This is a genomic window from Pseudomonas sp. TCU-HL1, assembly GCF_001708505.1.
GTDB lineage: Bacteria > Pseudomonadota > Gammaproteobacteria > Pseudomonadales > Pseudomonadaceae > Metapseudomonas.
In genome coordinates this window covers 4683191-4704370 of record NZ_CP015992.1, presented here as the reverse complement: position 1 = coordinate 4704370, position 21180 = coordinate 4683191, and the positions used below count along the sequence as shown (strand labels likewise).

At 64.7% G+C, this 21180-nt stretch carries 19 protein-coding genes and 1 riboswitch; of the genes, 7 read left to right on the top strand and 12 right to left on the bottom strand.

What is annotated here, in order from left to right:
* Positions 1 to 146: 146 nt before the first annotated feature.
* Entirely contained in the window at positions 147 to 365 is a 219-nt protein-coding gene (locus tag THL1_RS21590) for a bacterioferritin-associated ferredoxin (RefSeq protein WP_069085145.1), read from the bottom strand.
* Between the two features lie 285 nt (positions 366 to 650).
* Here THL1_RS21590 and THL1_RS21585 point away from each other — a divergent pair, with 285 nt between their 5' ends.
* Positions 651 to 1253 (top strand): peroxiredoxin, encoded by a 603-nt coding sequence (locus THL1_RS21585; RefSeq protein ID WP_028626298.1) that lies wholly within the window; start codon positions 651 to 653, stop codon positions 1251 to 1253.
* Between the two features lie 210 nt (positions 1254 to 1463).
* Here THL1_RS21585 and rnt read toward each other — a convergent pair whose 3' ends face one another.
* Both rnt and pyrC read right to left on the bottom strand, forming a co-directional pair.
* Positions 1464 to 2138 (bottom strand): ribonuclease T, encoded by a 675-nt coding sequence (rnt, locus tag THL1_RS21580; RefSeq protein WP_069085144.1) that lies wholly within the window; start codon positions 2136 to 2138, stop codon positions 1464 to 1466.
* Positions 2135 to 3181 carry a dihydroorotase gene (pyrC, locus tag THL1_RS21575; RefSeq protein ID WP_069085143.1) on the bottom strand — a complete coding sequence of 349 codons (1047 nt, stop codon included), beginning with the start codon at positions 3179 to 3181 and terminating at the stop codon, positions 2135 to 2137. Before pyrC ends, rnt begins: the two co-directional genes overlap by 4 nt.
* Positions 3182 to 3348: 167 nt before the next feature.
* Here pyrC and THL1_RS21570 point away from each other — a divergent pair, with 167 nt between their 5' ends.
* From THL1_RS21570 to modC, 6 genes are all read left to right on the top strand, one after another.
* The gene (locus THL1_RS21570) at positions 3349 to 4350 is read left to right on the top strand and encodes a flagellar protein MotY (RefSeq protein WP_069086597.1); all 1002 of its coding nucleotides are present in this window, start codon (positions 3349 to 3351) and stop codon (positions 4348 to 4350) included.
* Between the two features lie 146 nt (positions 4351 to 4496).
* Complete coding sequence (locus THL1_RS21565) at positions 4497 to 5714, top strand: argininosuccinate synthase (RefSeq protein ID WP_069085142.1); 1218 nt, start codon at positions 4497 to 4499, stop codon at positions 5712 to 5714.
* 93 nt (positions 5715 to 5807) lie between these two features.
* Positions 5808 to 6200, top strand: a complete 393-nt coding sequence (gene gloA, locus THL1_RS21560) for a lactoylglutathione lyase (protein WP_069085141.1) — start codon at positions 5808 to 5810, stop codon at positions 6198 to 6200.
* Positions 6201 to 6257: 57 nt separating this feature from the next.
* Complete coding sequence (locus THL1_RS21555) at positions 6258 to 7292, top strand: GGDEF domain-containing protein (protein WP_069085140.1); 1035 nt, start codon at positions 6258 to 6260, stop codon at positions 7290 to 7292.
* 79 nt (positions 7293 to 7371) lie between these two features.
* The gene (gene modB, locus THL1_RS21550; protein ID WP_069085139.1) at positions 7372 to 8058 is read left to right on the top strand and encodes a molybdate ABC transporter permease subunit; all 687 of its coding nucleotides are present in this window, start codon (positions 7372 to 7374) and stop codon (positions 8056 to 8058) included.
* Positions 8059 to 8061: 3 nt separating this feature from the next.
* Positions 8062 to 9147, top strand: a complete 1086-nt coding sequence (gene modC, locus THL1_RS21545; protein ID WP_069085138.1) for a molybdenum ABC transporter ATP-binding protein — start codon at positions 8062 to 8064, stop codon at positions 9145 to 9147.
* A gap of 63 nt (positions 9148 to 9210) precedes the next feature.
* Here modC and THL1_RS21540 read toward each other — a convergent pair whose 3' ends face one another.
* From THL1_RS21540 to THL1_RS21500, 9 genes are all read right to left on the bottom strand, one after another.
* Entirely contained in the window at positions 9211 to 10704 is a 1494-nt protein-coding gene (locus tag THL1_RS21540; protein ID WP_069085137.1) for a sensor domain-containing diguanylate cyclase, read from the bottom strand.
* Positions 10705 to 10760: 56 nt separating this feature from the next.
* On the bottom strand, positions 10761 to 11615 hold the full coding sequence (locus tag THL1_RS21535; RefSeq protein WP_069085136.1) for a DUF4824 family protein: 855 nt from the start codon (positions 11613 to 11615) through the stop codon (positions 10761 to 10763).
* Positions 11612 to 12688, bottom strand: a complete 1077-nt coding sequence (locus THL1_RS21530; RefSeq protein ID WP_069085135.1) for a DUF2157 domain-containing protein — start codon at positions 12686 to 12688, stop codon at positions 11612 to 11614. Before THL1_RS21530 ends, THL1_RS21535 begins: the two co-directional genes overlap by 4 nt.
* A 114-nt stretch (positions 12689 to 12802) precedes the next feature.
* Positions 12803 to 16456 carry an urea carboxylase gene (gene uca, locus THL1_RS21525; RefSeq protein WP_069085134.1) on the bottom strand — a complete coding sequence of 1218 codons (3654 nt, stop codon included), beginning with the start codon at positions 16454 to 16456 and terminating at the stop codon, positions 12803 to 12805.
* Between the two features lie 221 nt (positions 16457 to 16677).
* Positions 16678 to 17313: an urea amidolyase associated protein UAAP2 gene (locus THL1_RS21520; RefSeq protein WP_069085133.1), complete on the bottom strand. Its 636-nt coding sequence runs from the start codon at positions 17311 to 17313 to the stop codon at positions 16678 to 16680.
* An 11-nt stretch (positions 17314 to 17324) separates the two neighbouring features.
* Positions 17325 to 18053, bottom strand: a complete 729-nt coding sequence (locus THL1_RS21515) for an urea amidolyase associated protein UAAP1 (protein WP_069085132.1) — start codon at positions 18051 to 18053, stop codon at positions 17325 to 17327.
* Between the two features lie 14 nt (positions 18054 to 18067).
* Complete coding sequence (locus tag THL1_RS21510; RefSeq protein ID WP_069085131.1) at positions 18068 to 18865, bottom strand: ABC transporter ATP-binding protein; 798 nt, start codon at positions 18863 to 18865, stop codon at positions 18068 to 18070.
* Positions 18862 to 19677, bottom strand: coding sequence for an ABC transporter permease (locus tag THL1_RS21505; protein WP_069085130.1), 816 nt, complete (start codon positions 19675 to 19677; stop codon positions 18862 to 18864). The genes THL1_RS21510 and THL1_RS21505 overlap by 4 nt, the downstream gene beginning before the upstream one ends.
* A gap of 117 nt (positions 19678 to 19794) precedes the next feature.
* Entirely contained in the window at positions 19795 to 20862 is a 1068-nt protein-coding gene (locus THL1_RS21500; RefSeq protein ID WP_069085129.1) for a putative urea ABC transporter substrate-binding protein, read from the bottom strand.
* Positions 20863 to 20926: 64 nt separating this feature from the next.
* A riboswitch (guanidine-I (ykkC/yxkD leader) is annotated at positions 20927 to 21026 on the bottom strand.
* Positions 21027 to 21180 lie beyond the last annotated feature (154 nt).

The window sequence follows — 21180 nt, the reverse complement described above, 5'->3', positions numbered from 1 at the left end:
GTGTGTCAAATCTAAGTCTTTGAATTGCAAATGAATTTGAATATAAATAAGAATGTTTAACTTCTACATTTGAAGTCTAAATAATTGAAAAATAGACACAAAAAAACCGGACACTGAGGTCCGGTTTTCCAGTTTCCGCCGAGCGGTCAGGCGATGGCGTATGCCGCGGGGTAGGCGAGAGCGGCCTGGCTGCTCTGCACCTCCGCCAGGGTTTCCTTGACGACCTGCTTGGCTAGGCAAGCGCACTTGCCACATTGGGTACCCACTTCCAGGGTGTTGCGTACTTCGCGGTAGCTGCAGCAGCCTTCGTAGATGGCTTCGCGAATTTGACCGTCAGTGACACCTAGACAGAGACAGACGTACATGGCGACTCAAGACTCGGGGGGGTGGTTGGATGAAAGGGATACTAATAGTAATGAGAATGATTGTCAAAGATATGTCTGAAAGGCCCGGAACAGAGGCCTTCCAGGGGGCTTCGACGGGAGGGCGGCGTGTGTTGACCCGCTAGTCGAAAGCGGTGGGCGGGTCCTCCGGCCGAGTGTATGATTGCCCGTCCTTTTGGGAGAGGGTGTCACGGCGCCGCCACATTGGCTGGCCAGGCTGTGATTCCCGACCCCACTGACTTACTCATGACAACCAGGAGACATGGAATGAGCGTACTCGTAGGCAAGCAGGCTCCGGACTTCACCGTTGCCGCCGTTCTGGGCAATGGCGAAATCGTCGACAGCTTCAACCTGTCCTCGGCCATCAAAGGCAAATACGGTCTGGTGTTCTTCTACCCGCTGGACTTCACCTTCGTTTGCCCGTCCGAGCTGATCGCTCTGGACCACCGCATTCCTGAGTTCCAGGCTCGCGGCGTGGAAGTGATCGGCGTATCGATCGACTCCCACTTCACCCACAACGCCTGGCGCAACACCCCGGTGGACAAGGGCGGCATCGGCCCGGTCAAGTACACCCTGGCTGCCGACATGAAGCACGAAATCGCCAAGGCTTACGATGTCGAGTCCGAAGACGGCGTGGCTTACCGTGGCGCGTTCCTGATCGACAAGAACGGCGTTGTCCGTTCCCAGATCGTCAACGACCTGCCGCTGGGCCGTAACATGGACGAGCTGCTGCGTCTGGTCGATGCCCTGCAGTTCACCGAAGAGCACGGCGAAGTCTGCCCGGCCAACTGGAAGAAAGGCGACAAGGGCATGACCGCTTCTCCGGAAGGCGTTGCCCAGTACCTGGCCGAGAACGCTTCTTCCCTGTAAAAACCTGTCCACGATTTGCTGCGCGTCAGAATAGCTGCGTTGAAAATGGCTTCGGCCTGCTCATTTACAGCTCGTAAACTCCGCGTCCTCGGCCAATTTCGCCTTGCTCTTCTCTAGCTCGCGAAATCGTGAATCAGGTTTGGCGGTTCTCAAGCCAAAGAAAAAGCCCGGCATGCCGGGCTTTTTCATGTCTGGGATTTCGACGGGGACTCAATCGTCGTCGTCGATCCAGCCGCCCATTTCCTTCCAGCGGTTGACGATGCCGCAGAACAGCTCGGCGGTCTTCTCGGTGTCGTAGCGCGCCGAGTGCGCCTCGCGGCCGTCGAACTCGATGCCAGCGGCCTGGCAGGCCTTGGCCAGCACGGTCTGGCCATAGGCGAGGCCGGCCAGCGTCGCGGTGTCGAAGCTGGAGAAGGGGTGGAAGGGATTGCGCTTGAGGGCGGTCCGGTTCACCGCGGCATTGAGGAAGCCGAGGTCGAAACTGGAGTTGTGACCGACCAGGATGGCGCGCTTGCAGCCATTGGCTTTGATCGATTTGCGCAGGCCACGGAAGATTTCCGTCAGCGCGTGCTCCTCGCTCACTGCCATGCGCAGGGGGTGATCCAGCTTGATCCCGGTGAACTCCAGCGCAGCCTGTTCGATGTTGGCGCCTTCGAACGGTTCGACGCGGAAGAAGTGGGTATGGTCCGGATAGAGGAAACCCTGCTCATCCATCGCAATGGTGGTCGCGGCGATTTCCAGCAGGGCGTCGGTGGCGGCGTTGAAGCCACCGGTTTCCACATCCACCACTACCGGCAGGTAACCACGGAAGCGCGCGGCCATGGGGTGGCGCGGGCCGGAAGGCAGGCTGCTATCCAGTTCGTCGTCGTAGAGATCCTCGCTCACGCTTGTTCCTCCAGCAGGCGCCAGCGCAGCTTCTCGCCAGCGCGCAGCGGTACGACCACTTGCTCGCCCAGCGGCAGGGTGGCGGGGGCGGTCCATTCCTCGCGCACCAGGGTAATGCGGTCGGTATTGCGTGGCAGGCCGTAGAAGTCCGGGCCATTGAGGCTGGCGAAGGCTTCCAGTTTGTCCAGCGCGTTGCGCTGCTCGAAGGCTTCGGCGTAGAGCTCGATGGCGGCATAGGCGGTGTAGCAGCCGGCGCAGCCGCAGGCGGCCTCCTTGGCGTGCTTGGCGTGAGGCGCCGAGTCAGTGCCGAGGAAGAACTTGGCACTGCCACTGGTCGCGGCGTCCAGCAGGGCTTCCTGGTGTACGTTGCGCTTGAGGATCGGCAGGCAATAGAAGTGTGGGCGGATGCCTCCCACTAGCATGTGGTTGCGGTTGTACAGCAGGTGGTGGGCGGTGATGGTAGCGCCCACGTTGGCTGAGGCCGATTGCACGAATTGCACCGCGTCGCCGGTGGTGATGTGCTCGAACACCACTTTCAGGGTCGGGAAGCGCTCGACCACACGGGTCAGGTGCTCGTCGATGAACACCTTCTCGCGGTCGAACACGTCGATCTCGCCGCGGGTCACTTCACCGTGGACCAGCAGCAGCATGCCCACTTCGGCCATGGCTTCCAGCGCCGGGAAAATTTTGTCGACGCTGGTGACGCCGGAGTCCGAGTTGGTGGTGGCGCCGGCCGGGTAGAGCTTGGCCGCATGGACGAAACCGGAAGCCTTGGCTGCGCGGATATCCTCCGGGCTGGTGCGATCGGTGAGGTAGAGCACCATCAGCGGCTCGAAGCGGCTGCCGGCCGGACGCGCGGCCAGGATGCGCTGGCGATAGGCATCGGCTTCCTCGGCATTGCGAACCGGGGGTACCAGGTTGGGCATGATGATGGCGCGGCCGAAGGTACGGGCAGCATCCGCAACGGTGTGGGCCAGGACGGCACCATCACGCAGATGGATGTGCCAGTCGTCGGGACGCAGGAGGGTCAAACGGTCGGACATGAGGGGCTTCCAGGCGGGCAGAACTGGGCGGACATGCTACCGGAAAAGCCCTACAGGGGCACGCAGGGCTTGATCCTCGGGCGGGTGCGCCAGCAATTCCGCGCTCAAGTTTTGCCGAGCGCCACCGATATCCAGCAGGAACGCCGCAATTCCCCGTGGAGCCCGCCGTGCGCCAGCGCTACCTCGTCGTCCTGAGCTTGTTCGCCAGCCTGCCGGCCATGGCCATTACTTTCCAGACTCGTCTGGAGAAGGTGGAGTGGAAGGTCGATGGCGACAAGTTCGAGTGCCGCCTGTCGCAACCCATCACTGACTTCGGCTCTGGCGAGTTCGTTCGGCGGGCCGGCGAGCAGGCCACCTTCCGCCTGAAGGCCCGTGAACGCTGGATGGGTACCGGCTCCGCCACCCTGCTGGCGGCCGCCGCTCCCTGGCAGCCGGGGAGGGGGGACATCAATCTGGGCGTGGTCAGCGTCGGCAGCGGTGAGGTGCCGTTCAATACCTCTCAGCAACAGGCGGGGCGCCTGCTCACAGGCTTGCTGGAGGGCCGCAGCCCGGCGGTGCGCCACCGCACGCGGCAGGGCGGTGACGCCCTTGAAGTGCGTCTGCTGCCGGTGAAGTTCAACCAGGCCTACCAGGACTACCTGGCCTGTACCGCCAAACTGCTGCCGGTGAACTTCGACCAAGTCAAGCACCTGCAGGTTGGCTTCCCCGGCGGCGGTATCGATCTGGACGACATGGCTCGGGCCAGGCTGGATATCATCCTCGACTTCATCAAGGCCGATCCCAGCGTCAATCACATCGAGATCGACGGTCACTCCGACAACAGCGGCAACCGCCTGACCAACCGCGACCTCTCGCGCCGCCGGGCCCTGACGGTGTTCGACTACCTGAAGGCCAACGGCTTCCCCGAGGCGCAGATGGTCATGCGCTTCCACGGCGAGCGCTATCCGCTGGCGCCCAACAACAGCTCGGCCAATCGTGCGAAGAACCGGCGCGCCACCGTGCAGCTGTCCCGTGTCGAGCTGCCCGCGTATACACCAGCCACCGCAACGGCATCAGCTCCTGCGCCAGCAGAGACGCCCACGCCCGCTGTCGCCCCAGGTGTCCCGGCCACCGCGCCGGGCGTGCCCGCGGCCACTCCCGGCGTCAAGGACGAGGCCCCCAGGCCGTAACCGCCAGCGGGTTCCTGAACCAGCCGCTCGTCGCGCCGCTGACAGAATCTGTCGCCTCGTCGTCATAAGCTGTCGCCCCACTGTAATTTGGCCGCCAAGGTCAGTAGAATCACGGGTTTTTCGTACAACCCCGTGGAGTTGATGGCATGGCGGACGTAAAGAAGGTTGTCCTGGCTTATTCCGGTGGCCTGGACACCTCGGTAATCCTCAAGTGGCTGCAAGATACCTATAACTGCGAAGTGGTGACCTTCACCGCTGACCTCGGCCAGGGCGAGGAGGTCGAACCGGCCCGCGCCAAGGCCCAGGCGATGGGCGTCAAGGAAATCTACATCGATGACCTGCGCGAAGAGTTCGTCCGTGACTTCGTCTATCCGATGTTTCGCGCCAACACCGTCTACGAAGGCGAGTACCTGCTGGGTACCTCCATCGCCCGTCCGCTGATCGCCAAGCGCCTGATCGAAATCGCCAACGAGACCGGCGCCGACGCCATCTCCCATGGCGCCACCGGCAAGGGCAACGACCAGGTGCGTTTCGAGCTGGGCGCCTATGCGCTGAAACCTGGCGTGAAAGTGATCGCCCCCTGGCGTGAGTGGGACCTGCTGTCCCGCGAGAAGCTGATGGACTACGCCGAGAAGCACGCCATCCCGATCGAGCGTCACGGCAAGAAGAAGTCCCCGTACTCCATGGACGCCAACCTGCTACACATCTCCTATGAGGGTGGCGTGCTGGAAGACACCTGGACCGAGCACGAAGAGGACATGTGGCGCTGGACCAAATCCCCGGAAGCCGCGCCGAACACCCCGACCTACATCGAGCTGACCTACCGTAATGGCGACATCGTTGCCATCGACGGCAAGGACATGACCCCGGCCCAGGTGCTCGCCGAACTGAACCGCATCGGTGGCGAGAACGGCATCGGCCGCCTCGACATCGTCGAGAACCGCTATGTCGGCATGAAGTCCCGTGGCTGCTACGAGACCCCCGGCGGCACCATCATGCTCAAGGCCCACCGCGCCATCGAGTCCATCACCCTGGACCGCGAAGTGGCTCACCTGAAAGACGAGCTGATGCCCAAGTACGCCAGCCTGATCTACACCGGCTACTGGTGGAGCCCGGAGCGTCTGATGCTGCAACAGATGATCGACGCCTCCCAGGCCAACGTGAACGGTGTGGTGCGCCTGAAGCTGTACAAGGGCAACGTCATCGTGGTTGGCCGCAAGTCCGACGACTCCCTGTTCGACGCCAACATCGCCACCTTCGAGGACGATGCCGGCGCCTACAACCAGGCGGACGCCGCAGGCTTCATCAAGCTCAACGCCCTGCGCATGCGCATCGCTGCTGGCAAGGGCCGCAAGCTGTTCTGATAAGCTTTCGGCATGAGCCTACGAACCCCGGCCATGAGCCGGGGTTTTTCATTTTGAGCCCTGTAAAAACGGGCAACCAATGAGGAAGTAACGATGAGATTGCTGCATACCATGCTGCGCGTTGGCGACCTGGACAAATCCATCGCCTTCTACACCGAAGTGCTAGGCATGACCCTACTGCGTCGCAAGGATTACCCGGACGGCCAGTTCACCCTCGCGTTCGTCGGTTACGGCGACGAAGCCCACAACAGCGTGATCGAACTCACCTACAACTGGGGTGTGGACAAGTACGAGCTGGGCAACGCCTATGGCCATATCGCCCTGGAAGTGGCTGATGTCTACAAGGCTTGCGAGGGCATCCGTGCCCGCGGCGGCAAGATCACCCGCGAACCGGGCCCGATGAAGCACGGTACCAGCATCCTGGCATTCGTCGAGGACCCGGACGGTTACAAGATCGAATTGCTGTCGCCCTCTCGCAACGACTGAAGCTCTGTGCTGATATGAATCCGGGGCGCTGTCGTCCCGGTCCGGAGGCGTGGGTCTATGGATGGTTCCGCTGTCAGCTACGAACGCAATCTCGAATGCCTGGTCTGGGCCATTCAGCAATTGTCCCTGGCCCGCGATCTCGACCGTATCGCCGAGATCGTCCGCAGTGCCGCGCGGGAACTGGTTGGGGCCGACGGCGCCACCTTCGTCCTGCGCGACGGCGACCGTTGCTTCTACAAGGACGAAGACGCCATCTCTCCCTTGTGGAAGGGCCTGCGCTTCCCCATGGAGAGCTGCATCAGCGGCTGGGCGATGATCAACCGCGAGCCTGCGGTGATCGAAGACATCTACCTTGACCCGCGAATCCCCCACGACGCCTATCGCCCCACCTTCGTCAAAAGCCTGGTCATGGTGCCTATTCGCAGCATGGCCCCGGTGGGAGCCATCGGCACCTACTGGGCCACCCCGCGCCTCGCCAGTGTGCGCGAGGTCGGCCTGCTGCAAGCCCTGGCGGATTCCACCTCGGTGGCCATGGAGAATGTCCAGCTCTACAACGAACTGGAGCAGCGGGTCATCGCCCGTACCCAGGACCTGGTGGCGGCCAACCGCCTGCTCTATGACGAAGCCTGCGAGCGTGAGCGGGTCGAGCAGGACATCCAGCGCTTCTCCATGACTGACGAACTCACGGGCCTGCATAACCGCCTCGGTTTCCTGCGCCATGCGTCCGAGGCGCTGGAAACTGCACGCCAGCGCGATGTGCCTTGCCTGCTGCTCCACCTGCAAGTGGGCAGCAACGACAGCGGATCGGGCGAGAGCCTGCCGTTGACGGCGGCGCGCATGCTGCGGACGCAATTCCGGCGAGATGATCTGCTTGCGCGACTCGGCGGCGGCGAGTTTCTCGTGCTCACCACCGGTTACGGCGATCCACAGGCTGTCCTGCAGCGCCTGCGTGCCGGTCTGGGGGCTTTCAATCGTGCGGCGGAGCAGAGCCTGACCCTGCGCATTGGCCATGCCGAGTCCACCCGTGGCCAGGACCTTGAACAACTGCTGCACGAAGCGGACAACACGCTGCATCGGAGTGGGCCAGGCTAGGGGTTGCCGGATTCTGGCTAGCCGCAGGGCTTCGCTATATAGTTCGCAACACAGCGAAAACTGATCAATCGGCCAACCCATGAGTTTCCCTCTCGACCGCACCGACCTGGCCGCCATCTGGCTGACCCTCGAACTGGCGACCCTCACCACGTTGCTATTGCTGGTGGTGGGTACCCCCATCGCCTGGTGGCTGGCACGTACCCGCTCGCGCCTGAAGGGGCCGGTGGCCGCCATCGTCGCCCTGCCGCTGGTGCTGCCGCCTACTGTCATCGGTTTCTACTTGCTGGTGAGCATGGGGCCCCATGGGTTCATCGGCCAGTTCACCCAGAGCCTTGGCCTCGGCACCTTGCCGTTCACCTTCGCCGGTTTGGTGGTGGGGTCGGTGATCTATTCCATGCCGTTCGTGGTGCAGCCCTTGCAGAACGCCTTCACCGCAATCGGTGCGCGGCCGCTGGAGGTTGCGGCGACCTTGCGTGCCAGCCCCTGGGCCACTTTCTTTTCTATCGTGCTGCCCCTGGCCAGGCCGGGGTTCGTCACCGCATCCATCCTCGGATTCGCCCACACGGTGGGGGAGTTTGGTGTGGTGCTGATGATTGGCGGCAACATCCCGGAGAAGACCCGCGTGGTCTCCGTGCAGATCTTCGACCATGTCGAAGCCATGGAGTACGCCCAGGCCCACTGGCTGGCCGGCGGCATGCTGCTGTTCTCCTTCCTCATCCTGTTGGCGCTGAACACCAGCCGGCGCCTGAAGCCCGGCTGGACCTGAGCCATGCAACAGATTCATGCACGTTTCCGCCTGCGCCATCCGGGCTTCGCCCTCGAGGCCGATCTCGAGCTGCCCGGCCGAGGCGTCACCGCGCTGTTCGGCCATTCAGGCTCGGGCAAGACCAGCCTGTTGCGCTGCATAGCCGGCCTGGAGCGCGCCGCCGAGGGCTTCCTGGAGGTCAATGGCGAGGTCTGGCAGGACAGCACCCGCGGGCATTTCCTGCCGACCCACAAGCGACCGCTGGGGTATGTGTTTCAGGAGGCGAGCCTGTTCGAGCATCTGTCGGTGCGGCGCAACCTGGAGTTCGGCCTGCGCCGCATTCCGGCACGGGAGCGTCACGTGCAGCTGGGGCAGGCGGTCGAACTGCTGGGCATCGGCCATCTGCTGGAACGCATGCCGGACGGCCTTTCCGGTGGTGAGCGGCAGCGCGTGGGCATTGCCCGTGCCCTGCTCACCAGTCCGCGCCTGCTGCTGATGGATGAGCCACTGGCTGCCCTGGACCTCAAGCGCAAGGGCGAAATCCTGCCCTACCTGGAGCGGCTGCACGACGAGCTGGACATCCCGGTGCTGTACGTCAGTCACTCGCCGGATGAAGTGGCACGGCTGGCGGACCACCTGGTGCTGCTGGACGACGGCCAGGTGCTGGCCAGCGGCCCGCTGGAACAGACGCTGGCGCGCCTGGACCTGCCCACCGCCCATGAAGATGAGGCCGGTGTCGTCATCGAAGGCCGGGTGCAGGCGTTCGATGCCCAATACCAGTTGCTGACCCTGGCGTTGCCCGGTAGCTCACTCAGCGTGCGGGTGGCTCATTCGCCGGTGGCAGAAAACTGCTCCCTGCGTTTCCGGGTACTGGCGCGCGACGTCAGCCTGAGCCTCGAGAAACAGCGCGACAGCAGCATCCTCAACCTGTTGCCGGCACGCGTGGTGGAAGAGTCTGCGGCGGCGAATCCCGCTCATGTGCTGGTGCGCCTGGACGTGGATGGCTCGCCCATGCTGGCGCGTATCACCCGGTTCTCCCGTGACCAGCTGGGGCTGTACTCCGGTCAGGCGATCTGGGTGCAGATCAAGTCGGTGGCGTTGCTGGCCTGAGGCGGGTGGGGATGGGGGATTGTGGGAGCGAACTCATTCGCGAATGAATTCGCTCCCACAGGATCACAATGCGTCGTGGTTCCCCGAAGGTTCCACACACACGCAATTGCGGCCGGACTGCTTGGCGCGGTACAGGCCCCGGTCGGCGCGGCCGATCAGGCTGTCGAGCGAGTCGTCAGGGTGCATCTCGGCCAGGCCGACGCTGGCGGTCACCTGCAGGTTCACACCCCTGAAGGGATAGCGCCGGGACGCCACGTCGCTACGGATTTTCTCCGCCAACTGCTGGGCGGTGGCGTTGCCAGTGTCCTTGAGCAGGATGATGAACTCCTCTCCGCCCCAGCGGCAGACGATGTCCGACTGGCGCAGCCCGTCCCGCAGGTTCTGGGAAAAGCCCTGCAGCACCTGGTCGCCAGCCTGGTGGCCGTAAGTGTCGTTGAGCAGCTTGAAGTGGTCGAGGTCCAGCATCAGCGCCGCCAGTGGCTTGCGGTCGCGCCTGGCCTCTTGCAGCGCCTGGCCGGCGAGCAGTTCGAAGCCGCGTCGATTGGGCAGGCCGGTCAGGCTGTCGGTCGTGGCCAGGGCTGCGATGCTGCGCTGATAGCGGCGCATCAGGCGAATCACCAGCACCAGCACGACGCCCGTGACGAGCAGGCAGATCAGCAGGTTGAGGTAGAGCGTGTTACGCAGGCCGGCGAGCAGGCCGCCCTCGTGCTTGTCGACGAACAGGTACCAGTCCAGCTCCGGGATGTAGCGTACGTTCAGGTAGTGGTCGCGGCCCTTTTCCTGGTATTCGAACTTGCCGGTCTGCGGACGGACCAGCTTGGCCTTCAGATCCTCCAGGCCCGGCACATCGCCCAGGGATTGGCCGACCCGCGCGCCCAGCGGGCCGCCGTCGGCCCCGGTCAGGACGATGCGCCCGGTGGTGTCGACGAAATACACGCTGCGGTTGTAGCGGCGCTGGTATTCGTCTATCAGCTTGATCACCGCATCCACCGTCAGGCCGACGCCGGTGGCGCCGAGGAACTTGCCGTCGTAGTCGAACACCTTGTAGTTGATGAAGATGGTCAACTGGTCCTGGTTGGCCATGTCGACGTCGACATTGATCTCGTAGGGCTCCTTCATGTCGCGCACGCGGAAGTACCAGATGTCCCGCGGCTCCTTCGGGTCCACCTTCTTGAGCACGCCCTTGGTCTGGTAGTAGGTGAGTGTGCGATCGGAGATGAAGAAGCTGGTGAAGGCGCCGTAGTGCTCCTGGATCTCGCGCAGGTAGCGGGTCATCGGCTCGATGTCCTTTTCGCCGTGCATCACCCAGTCACGCACGAAGGTGTCGCGGCTCATCATCGAGGAAATCAGGATGGGCCGGACCAGGTCCTTCTGGATTTCCGAGTAGACGTTGTCCGAAGTCAGCGGCAATTCGGTGTTGATGATGCTGCTGCGAATGGACTTGAGCGACGCCTGGTAGCTGACCAGGGACGTGGCCAGGAAACCGCAGCCAAGCAGCAGTACCAGGGCGATGACCAGCAGGCGGTGGCTTTGCTTGGCGTGTTCTTTTAGCGGCATCTGACAACCTGGCCTCGGGGTAGTGGCGCAATGCTAGCGTGCGGGTGGTGCGGGCGTCACGGACGGGTACTTGACGTCAGGCTATCGGCGTTTCCAGCCTTACCCTGACGGCCGCCATGCGGAAACTCCGGGGCTGAATCGATCCAGGGTTCCAGGCGCTGGCCAAAACTCAGCTTCACTCGAAAGCTCGGTGGCCCATCGCTGCGGTGGTCGCGCGCCAGCTCCGCACCCAGTGTTTCGCGCAGGGCATAGGGGACGTTGATCTGGGCAATGCGCAGCTGGCCGATCTGGCCGGTCAGGCGCCCGTCGCGAACCCAGGCACTGACGGTGCCCGGCGCGATGGCGTACTGGGTGCGATCGGGATAGCGGCTGCGCAGGGCCTCACGGTCCAGTCCCACATCCACGGCGAACAGGCGGCTGTCGCGTTTCTCCTCCTGTTCAACATAGTCGCGGGCGGCGCGTTCGGCGTCCTGCCGGCGCTTGTCTTTCGGCGCGGTGCGCAACTCGCTGCGGGCTTCCTCCAACTGCTGCCGTGCGCGTGCCAGTTCGGCCTTGCGTGCCGGACCATCCAACTCCAGCACCACCAGCACTTCGCGGTTGCGGTCGTTCACACGCGACGCCTCGCGGTCCTCCGCAGTGAAGCCCAGGCGCAGCAAGCTGGCTTCGTCCAGCATCAGGCTCTGGTAACGATCAGTGCCGGTCGGATCGCTGGGGCGTCGCCAGTCCAGGCGCAGGGCCAGGCCGCTGTTCTCGTGCTCCGCCCAGTCGTAGCTGCGGCGCAGTTCTCGCTCGGAAAGCAGCAGTTGGCTGTCCGGTTCGCCATTGCGGTTGAACCAGGCGCCGCCGAGGGCAATGGCGTTGGTCAGGGTGATCAGCGCCAGGCCGGCGAGCAGTGCGGTACGGGTTTTCATGAGCGCTGGCCTCCCATTTTGGCCTGGGTTCGGCGCAGGCGACCGAGTACCAGCAGGATGAGTACGGCGACCAGGCCGAGGACGAGGAAGAACAGGTACTTCGGCATCACCTCCCACCACCAGTCGAACAGCTTGATGTAAAGGAAGAGCACGAAGAACAGCAGGCTGGTGTGCACCACCTCCGGCCAGTCACAGCGGTTGCCCAGCCAGATGGCCAGAGCCGCGCCGGTGAATCCCAGGAGCTGGTAGAGGCCCTCGACCAGATCGCGCGACCAGGGCAGATAGCTGCCGTTCGCCCAGTTGGCCAGCACCAGGATCGGCACGAACATCCCGAGCAGGCCCATCACCCGGTAGATCGCGGCAAAGCCGCTGAAGCTTGTCTGGGAGAGGAACTGCGGTACCAGGAAAATCATCAACCCGGCGGGTAGCAGGTGTTCTGGCCGCTCGGTGCAATCCAGCCAATAGAGGCCGCTCCAGCGGGTCAGCTGAGTTGCCACCAGCGCCATGATGCAGGCCAGGCCAGCGCCCAGCAGCACGCGCACGTCGCAGGCATAGGCCAGCAGCAGGGCATAGGCGGCCCAGGGCAGCAGGGCCTTGTTACTAGGCGCGATATTGAAGATCTGCCCGAGCATGACCACGTTCAGCACGAAGCAGGCAAAGGCCAGTACCGCCGCCAGCTTGGTGAAGTAACCGGCGGGGGCGCGTTGGCGCAGCAGTAGGGTCAGCAGCAGGCTGCCCAGGGAAAAACCGGCCAGGATGCCGACCTGGGCAGTATCCGGAAACAGCCCCCAGAACTGATAGAAGAAGAACAGCAGGCTGGCGGCCAGTGCCAGGGCGCCCAGCAGGGATGCGATGCGCATGCCGAGGGACAGGCGTCGGGCCTGGGCATCCGGATCGATGTCGAAGGCGTTGCGATAATCCGCCAGCAATTGGCGGTGATGTTTGCCCAGCTGGTCGATCTGTTCGGGGGAGAGCAGCAGGGCCTGCTCTTCGTGCAGGCGCTCCACTTCCCGGTAGAAGGCCTGGATATCGTCGGCGCGGTGTTGCGCCTGGTCGTGGCTGAGCGGCGGCATTGCGGGTCCTTTTGCGTGCGGTGCCGCTTGAACTGTAGGGCTGCGGATGGGGACCGGCAATGAGCGCTGCTTAATTCGCTCCTACAAGGTTGTCCTTCAATCATCCATTCGAGATCAGGCCTCCTCCATCACCACCACCCGCTGCCCGGCGCGCACCGGAGAGCCCGGCTGCACCCGCACCTCGCGCACCACACCATCGCGAGGCGCGGTGAGGGGGATTTCCATCTTCATGGATTCAAGGATCACTAACGTGTCCCCGGCCTTCACGCTGGCGCCTTCCTCCACCTGCACCTGCCAGAGGTTGCCAGCGATATGGCTTTCCACCGCGTGCTGGCCAGCGCCCAGCGGGGCGTCTTCACCCAGGTCGGCGGCGACCTCCTCGCTGTCGAAATGGGCCTGCCCGGAAGCGATCCAGCGTTCCCTTTCAGCATTGAAGGCAGACTGCTGCTGGCTGCGGAAGGCGGCGATACCCTCGGCCTCGCGGGCGAGGAAGGCCTGGTAGTCGGCCAGGCACAGCTCGCTCTCTTCAATGTGCAGTGGGTAGTGGCCAAGCGGGAAGTCGCGGCGAATGCGCGTGAGCTCGGAGGCCGTCACCGGGTAGAAGCGGATCTGGTCGAAGAAGCGCAGCAGCCAGGGCTTTCCGCCGAAGGCCTCCACCTCGCGGTAGCGGTTCCACATCTGCAGGGTGCGGCCGACGAACTGGTAGCCGCCGGGGCCCTCCATGCCGTAGACGCACATGTACGCACCGCCGATGCCCACCGAGTTTTCGGCGGTCCAGGTGCGCGCCGGGTTGTACTTGGTGGTCACCAGGCGATGGCGCGGGTCCAGCGGTGTGGCCACAGGGGCGCCGAGGTAGACATCGCCCAGCCCCATCACCAGGTAGCTGGCGTCGAATACCGTGCGCTGCACGTCGTCCAGGTCCGGCAGGTCGTTGATGCGGCGGATGAACTCCAGGTTGCTCGGGCACCAGGGCGCGTCCTTGCGCACCGTGGTCATGTATTTCTCGATGGCCAGTTGGCAGGCCGGGTCGTCCCAGGACAGGGGCAGATGCACGATGCGCGAAGGCACCTTCAGGTCGCCGGCGGCGCAGACGTCATCCCAGAGTCCGGCGACGGTGTCCAGCAGCGTCGCCAGCGGCAGGGTTTCCGGCTGGTAGTGGACCTGCAGGGAACGGATTCCAGGCGTCAGGTCGATCACGCCATCCACGGCTTTGGCCTCCAGTGCCTGCATCAGCGCATGGGCGCGGAAGCGCAGCACCAGGTCCAGTTCCGGTGCGCCGATCTCCAGCAGCAGGTGGGTATCGCCGGAAAGGCGGGCGACCAGGCGTTTGTCGGCTTCGCCCAGGTCGAGCACGGCCGGTTCCCCTCTCCCTTCAGGGAGAGGGGCTAGGGGAGAGGGCAGGACTCCGTGCTCGGGCTGTCCCTCTCCCCCCGCCCTCTCCCGCAAGCGGGAGAGGGAGCTGTACGTGCATGCGTCGAGCGCGCGCGCAAGATGGCGAGCCTCCCCAATGCTCACCGCTACAAAGCGCACCTTGTCCCCCGCCTTCAACTGCCCCAGTTGCCAGAGGTCCGCTTCGATGAGGGTCACCGGACAGACGAAACCGCCGAGGCTGGGGCCGTCCGGGCCGAGGATCACCGGCATGTCGCCGGTGAAATCCACGGCGCCGATGGCGTAGGGGTTGTCGTGGATGTTGGAGGGGTGCAGGCCGGCTTCGCCGCCACTTTCGCGTACCCATTCGGGCTTTGGTCCGATCAGGCGGACGCCGGTGCGGCTGGAGTTGAAATGCACTTCCCAGTCGGTGGCGAAGAAGGTGTCGATGTAAGCGGGGGTGAAGTATTCCGGGGCACCGTGGGGGCCGTAGATCACCCGCAGGGTACGCACGTCCGGCAGGACGGTGCGCTGCGCAGGCTCCAGCACCTGGCCGGCGCTGCGGTCGGTCAGTGGAGCAAGGTGCAGCACGTCGCCGGCGCGCAGGGCGCGGCCGCCGTGGCCGCCGAACTGGCCGAGGGTGAAGGTGCTCTTGCTGCCGAGATAGTCCGGCACTTGCAAGCCGCCGCGCACGCAGAGGTAGCTGCGCGCACCGGCCCCGGCGATTGTCCCGAGGGCAAGGGTGGCGCCCGCCGACACCAGCAGGGCGGTGTCCATCGGTTGCGACTGGCCGTCGAGGGTCAGCGGAATCGGCGCGCCGGTGACTGCCACCACGGCATCGGTGTTGAAGCGCAGGGTCGGGCCGCTCATGGTGATTTCCAGTCCGGCTTCACCTTCGGCATTGCCCAGCAGGCGATTGCCCAGGCGCAGCGCGCGGCTGTCCATGGGGCCGGACGGCGGTACGCCCACCGCCCAGTAGCCGAGCCGGCCGGGGTAATCCTGCACCGTGGTCTGGGTGCCGGCGCCGAGCACTTCGAAGGTGTTCGTGCGGTAGGCGAGGCCTTCCAGGCAGCGGGTCCAGGGCGAGCCGCTGGCAAACGGTTCATCAGCCAGGATCTGCCGCAGGTAGCTGCGGTTGGATTCCACGCCGTAGAGCGTGGTGTCGGCCAGGGCCTGGTCCAGCGCCGCGCTGGCCCCCTCGCGGCTAGTCGCCCAGGTGATCAGCTTGGCGATCATCGGGTCGAAGTAGGGCGGTACTTCGCAACCAGCCTCCACCCAGGTGTCGATGCGTAGGTGCTTGCCATCGGTCTCGGGAAAGGCGACCGCAGTGAGCAGGCCGGGGCAGGGCTGGAAGTCGCGGCCCGGGTCTTCTGCATAGAGCCGTGCCTGGATGGCATGGCCGTTGGGGGAGAGGCCTTCAGCCAGTTCCGCCAGGGGTGGCAGGGTGCCGGCGGCCAGTTCGATCATCCAGCGCACCAGGTCCACGCCCCAGACCTGTTCGGTGACGCCGTGCTCCACCTGCAGGCGGGTGTTCACTTCGAGGAAATAGAAGCGCTCGGCCTCGCTGTCGTAGACGAACTCCACCGTACCGGCACTGCGGTAACTGACCGCGCTGGCCAGCTTGATGGCGGCGGCGCATAGCTCATCGGCCATGCCGGCGGGCAGGTTGGGTGCCGGGGTTTCTTCCAGCACTTTCTGATTGCGCCGCTGCACCGAGCAGTCACGCACGCCGAGGGCGATCACCTCGCTACGGCCATCGCCGAACACCTGCACCTCCAGGTGGCGGGCGCGCTGGATGTATTTCTCGATGAACACGCCGGAGTCGCTGAAGTTGTTCTGCCCGAGGCGCTTCACGGCCTCGAAGGCTTCGCTCAGCTCCGTGGCCGAACGGCAGACACGCATGCCGATGCCGCCACCGCCAGCGGTGCTCTTCAGCATCACCGGGTAACCGACCTGCTCGCCGGCAGCCAGGGCAGACTCCAGGCTCTCCAGCAGTTCGGTGCCTTCCAGCATGGGCACGCCGTTGGCCTTGGCCAGGGCGCGCGCGGTGTGCTTCAGGCCGAACACCCGCAGCTGCTCCGGCGTCGGACCGACGAAGGCGATGCCGGCGGCTTCGCAGGCTTCGGCGAAGGCGGCGTTTTCGGAGAGGAAGCCATAGCCGGGGTGAATGGCCTGGGCGCCGCTGTCACGAGCGGCTGCGAGGATCTTGTCCACCACCAGATAGGTGCTGGCGGCCGGGCCGTCGCCCAGGCTGATCGCCTGGTCCGCCTGCTGGATGTGCAGGCTGGCAGCGTCGGCTTCGGAGTAAACGGCCACGCCGCGCACGTCGAGCTGGCGCAGGGTACGCAGGATGCGGCAGGCGATGGCGCCGCGGTTGGCGATCAGGAGTTTGTCGAACATTGCAGAACCCTCGAAAGGGATGGCGGGTCGTCCCGCCTTATTCGTCTGCACCACGGTCGTCCGTGGCTGGAATCCGGTGTGCGTAGGATGGGTAGAGCGGAGCGAAACCCATCAGTCCGGAGCGATGGGTTTCGCAGGCTCTACCCATCCTACGGAGTGCTTATGCAGGCACTGCCCCGAGCGGCTCTGGCACAACAGGAAAAGCCAGGCGCGCAGCTGCTTCAGTCCCATACCAGCACCTCAGCGGGCGTTGGGTTGTAGGCGTTGCAGGGGTTGTTCAGCTGCGGGCAGTTGGAGATCAGCACGATGATGTCCATGTGCGCCTTGAGCTCGACGTACTTGCCGGCGGCGGAGATGCCGTCTTCGAAGGTCAGGCCGCCTTCCGGGGTGACCGGCACGTTCATGAAGAAGTTGATGTTGGCGCTGATGTCGCGCTTGGTGAGGCGCCCATCGTGCAGGCAGGCGCGCAGGAAGTTGTCGCGGCAGCTGTGCATGTAGCGCTTGTCCAGCGCGTAGCGCACGGTGTTGCTCTCCTGGGCGCAGGCGCCGCCGAGGGTGTCGTGGCGGCCGCAGGTGTCGGCGGTGAGGGTCAGCATCGGGTTGCCGAGGTTGGAATAGAGCACACTGCCGGCGCTGAGGTAGACGCGGTTCTGCCGGCGCAGGGTGCGCTGCACGTCGTAGCGCTCGCGTGGGTTGCGGGCGCTGTAGAACAGGGTGTCCACCGCCTGGTTGCCTTCCAGGTCCAGCAGGCGAACGGTCTGGCCGGCCTTCACTTCAGTCATGAAAGGTTCGCCGGCGGCAATCACGGCGCGGTACACCGCGGCTTCGGAGTGTTTTTCGCTGTGGGTCAGGTTCATCCGGGTGGCCCTCAGATATACAGGCGTTCGGTGTTGTGGAAGCCGCGACCGTTCTCCGGGCGCGAGGTGCGGCAGAGCAGGGTGATGCCGTCGCTCTGTACCTGCTGCCAGGCCAGGGTCACGGGCTTGGGCGCATAGGCGGGGTTGGGGTCCATGGGGTGCTGCAGGGCGGTGAGCACCACCAGCGTGTCCATGGGCGCGTAGAGCTCGATGTAGTCGCTGGCCTTGGAGTTGCCCGGCTGGAAGTGGAAGCAGCCGTCACTGTCCACGGTGACCTTGCTGAAGAGGTTCAGGCACATCAGCAGGTCGGAAAGCCCCAGGTCCCACTTGCCCATCTCCACCAGCAGGTTGTCCACACCGTTGCGGAAGAAACCGTTGCGCAGTTCCTGGTAGCGCCCGGCACCGTACTTTTCCCTCACTTCCTCCGCGTTGAGCACGCCGCCGAAGCTGTCGTGCCAGCCGCAGGTGTCGGCGGTGATGGCGGCCAGTACCCGGCCCATGTCGGAGTAGAGGCAGTGGCCGGCGGTGAGCTTGGCGGTGTGCTGGCACTTCAGGCTGTCCGGCAGATTGAGGCGCTCGCTCTTCTCTTGAGCGTTGAGCAGCAGCAGGCTGACGTTGGCGCCACCTTCGAGGTCGGTGATGCGCAGCTGTTGGCCGCGCTTGAGCACGAAGGAGGTGTGGCCGCCGCCGGGGACGGTTTCTTCGTAGAGGGTCGGGCTCAGGGTCAGGGATGCGGTCATGGGCCGGCTCCTTGTCAGTGGGCGATGGCAGGATGCAGGGCGGAGGTGACTCGCTCCGGCAGGGCCTCGACGGCCGCGCGGGCAGCACGGCGGTCGCTGTTCAGGGGAATGTCGTAGGTGATGCGCGCACCGAAGGCGTTGGGTGCATGCGGGTCCTGGCGCACCTTGTCAAAGACCAGCAGGCGGGTGCCCAGGCTGAAGCCTTCGGAGAGGTCGTGGGTGACCATGAACACGGTGAGCCGGGTTTCGCGCCAGAGGCCGAGCAGCAGTTCGTGCATGTCCTTGCGGATGCCCGGATCGAGGGCGCCGAAGGGCTCGTCCAGCAGCAACATGCGGGGTTTCATGATCAGCGCCTGGGTGATGGCCAGGCGTTGTTGCATGCCGCCGGAAAGCTGGCTGGGGTACTTGTCCAGTGCATGGCCCAGGCCGACCTTGGCGAGAATGGCCGCAGCTTCCTCACGGGCGGCGCGTTTCGCGCCACCGAACAATCGGCCGAAGAGGGGCGAGCGGGGCAGTTCCAGGCCAAGGGCGACGTTATCCAGCACGCTCAGGTGCGGGAACACCGAATAGCGCTGGAACACCACGCCGCGGCTGGCGTCGGGCTCGGCCGCCAGCGGTTTGCCGTCCAGCAGGATGCTGCCGCGGCTGGGCGATTCCTGGCCCAGCAGCATGCGCAGGAAGGTGGATTTGCCGCAGCCGGAAGCGCCGACCAGGGTGCAGAACTCGCCTTCATTCACCGACAGGTCGAGGTTCTCCAGCACCACCTGGTCGCCATATTCCTGCCAGACATTGCGGACGCTGATGAGGCTCATGCCTTGGCTCCTTCGTACCAGGGGAAGGCCAGCCGGGTGAGCTGGCGCAGGCCCAGGTCCATCAGCCAGGCGAGCAGGGTGATCCACGCCACGTAGGGGAGGATCACGTCCATGGCCAGGTAGCGGCGGACCAGGAAGATGCGGTAGCCCAGGCCATCGGTGGAGGCGATGGCTTCGGCGGCGATCAGGAACAACCAGGCCGAGCCCAGCACCAGGCGCAGGGAAATCAGCAGGCGCGGCAGCAGTTGCGGCAGCACCACCCGCAGGATCAGCGTCCAGGTATTGGCGCCGAGCGTCTGCGCCTTGATCAGCAGTTCACGGGGGATTTCCCGTGCGCGCTGCTCCAGGTCGCGGGCGATGCAGGGGGCGACGCCGATGACGATCAGCATCACCTTGGACAGCTCGCCCAGGCCGAAGACGATGAACAGGATCGGCAGGATCGCCAATGGTGGAATCATCGACAGCACCGTCAGCAGGGGCGACAGCGGCGCGCCGAACAGCGGCAGGGTGCCGGCGGCGATGCCCAGTGTCAGGCCCAGCAGCGCGGCGATGGACAGGCCCAGCGCCAGGCGTTTCAGACTCGATGCGGTGTCCTGCCAGAACAGGTACTCGCCGCTGCGCTTGTCCTCGGTGAAGGCCAGGCGCTCGACGGCCTCACTCATCTGCGCCGCGCTGGGCAGCAGCTTGTCGTTGGGGTTCTCCGTGAGCCGGGCCGCCGAGCCGGTGAAGTAGGCGAACAGCAGCAGGGCGAACGGCAGCAGGACCAGGATCAGGCGTCCGGCGCGGTCCGGTTGGCGGTTGATCAGGCGCATGGCAGGTTCTCGGTTGTGAGGGCATGTAGGTTGGTCCGAGCGCAGCGAGGCCCAACGAATGGCCTGGAAGTGCGGTGGTGTTGCGCCTCGTTCCTCGGCGCCAACCTACGGATCGGTTCAGAGCTTTCCGTCTGCGGCCAGCTGCACGTAGGTCGGGTCGAAGCGCAGCTTGACGTTGCCCTTGTCACCGGTGACCACGCCCTTGGCGAAGCTCATGCCCACGGCGTTGGCGTCCTTGGCACCTTCGCCCAGCAGGCCATGGTGGAAGCTGAAGCTGGCCACCTTGTCCATGGTCGCCGGCAGTTTCGGGCTGGTGACGAAGGACAGGGCATCGGCCGGGGTGTGGAACAGGCGGGTGGCGGCCAGTTGCGCCTGGTAGCCGGCCAGGTCGGTGCCGGAGGCCTTGGCCATGTGTTCCAGGGCTGCTGTGCTTTCGGCGTTGCCGGCGTTCATCAGCGCGACGATCTCGAACCAGGCGCCGGTCAGCGCCTTGCCCAGGGCGGGGTTGTCCTTCAGGGTCTCGGTGTTGACCACCATCATGTCCATGATCTCGCCGGGCACCTTGCTGGAATCGAACACCAGGCTGGTGCCGGGCTGGCCCTTGATCTCGGCGAGCATGGGGTTCCAGGTGGTCACGGCCTGGACATCTGCGGTGTTGAAGGCCGCTGCGATGTCGGCGTCGGAGGTGTTCACTACCTGCACGTCTTTCTCGGAAAGGTCGGCACGTTCCAGGGCGCGGGCCAGCAGGTAGTGGGAGACGGACAGCTCCACCAGGTTGACAGGCATGTCCTTGAGGTCGGCCAGGGTCTTGCCTTCGCCCTTGACCACCACGCCGTCGTTGCCATTGGAGAAGTCGCCAACGATCAGTGCGGTGCTGTCGACGCCGCCGGCAGCGGGAATGGTCAGGGCGTCCATGTTGGTCATGGTGCAGCCGTCGAATCCACCAGCGGTGTACTGGTTGATGGACTCGACGTAGTCGTTGAGCTGGGTGACCTTGATCTCGATCCCGTACTTCTTCGCCCACTTGTCGACGATGCCCTTGGTGGCGCCGTACTCCCAGGGCATCCAGCCGGCATAGATAGTCCAGCAGACGTTGAAACTGTCCTTCTGGGCGGCGGAGGTGTTGAAGCTGAGTGCGGCGGCGAGGCCGGCAACGGCGAGGGCGAACAGACGGGGCTTGTGCATGGATGACCTCCAGTTCGTTTCAGGGCGGGCGGAGCGGCGCGGCACTTCCCAATCAAGGGGCGCGTTCTCCCGGGCTTTTGTCCCGCCGTGTAACCTCGCTGGAGGTCGCCAGCTCTCGGACCAGTCATCCGCTTTCGCGGACCGGAACCCTAGCCAGCCATTTGCAAATTGTGGTGCCGCGAACCCGGTCGTCCGGGTAGCTCCTGCACACCGAAGCCAAAGCGAAGGGCGTGCCAAGATTGCACAAGGCCTCTGGCTCGGGCTTCTGGCGATAAGACGGTTGCGTCTGGAGAGGATGCGGCGCCCGTTCATGGGGCG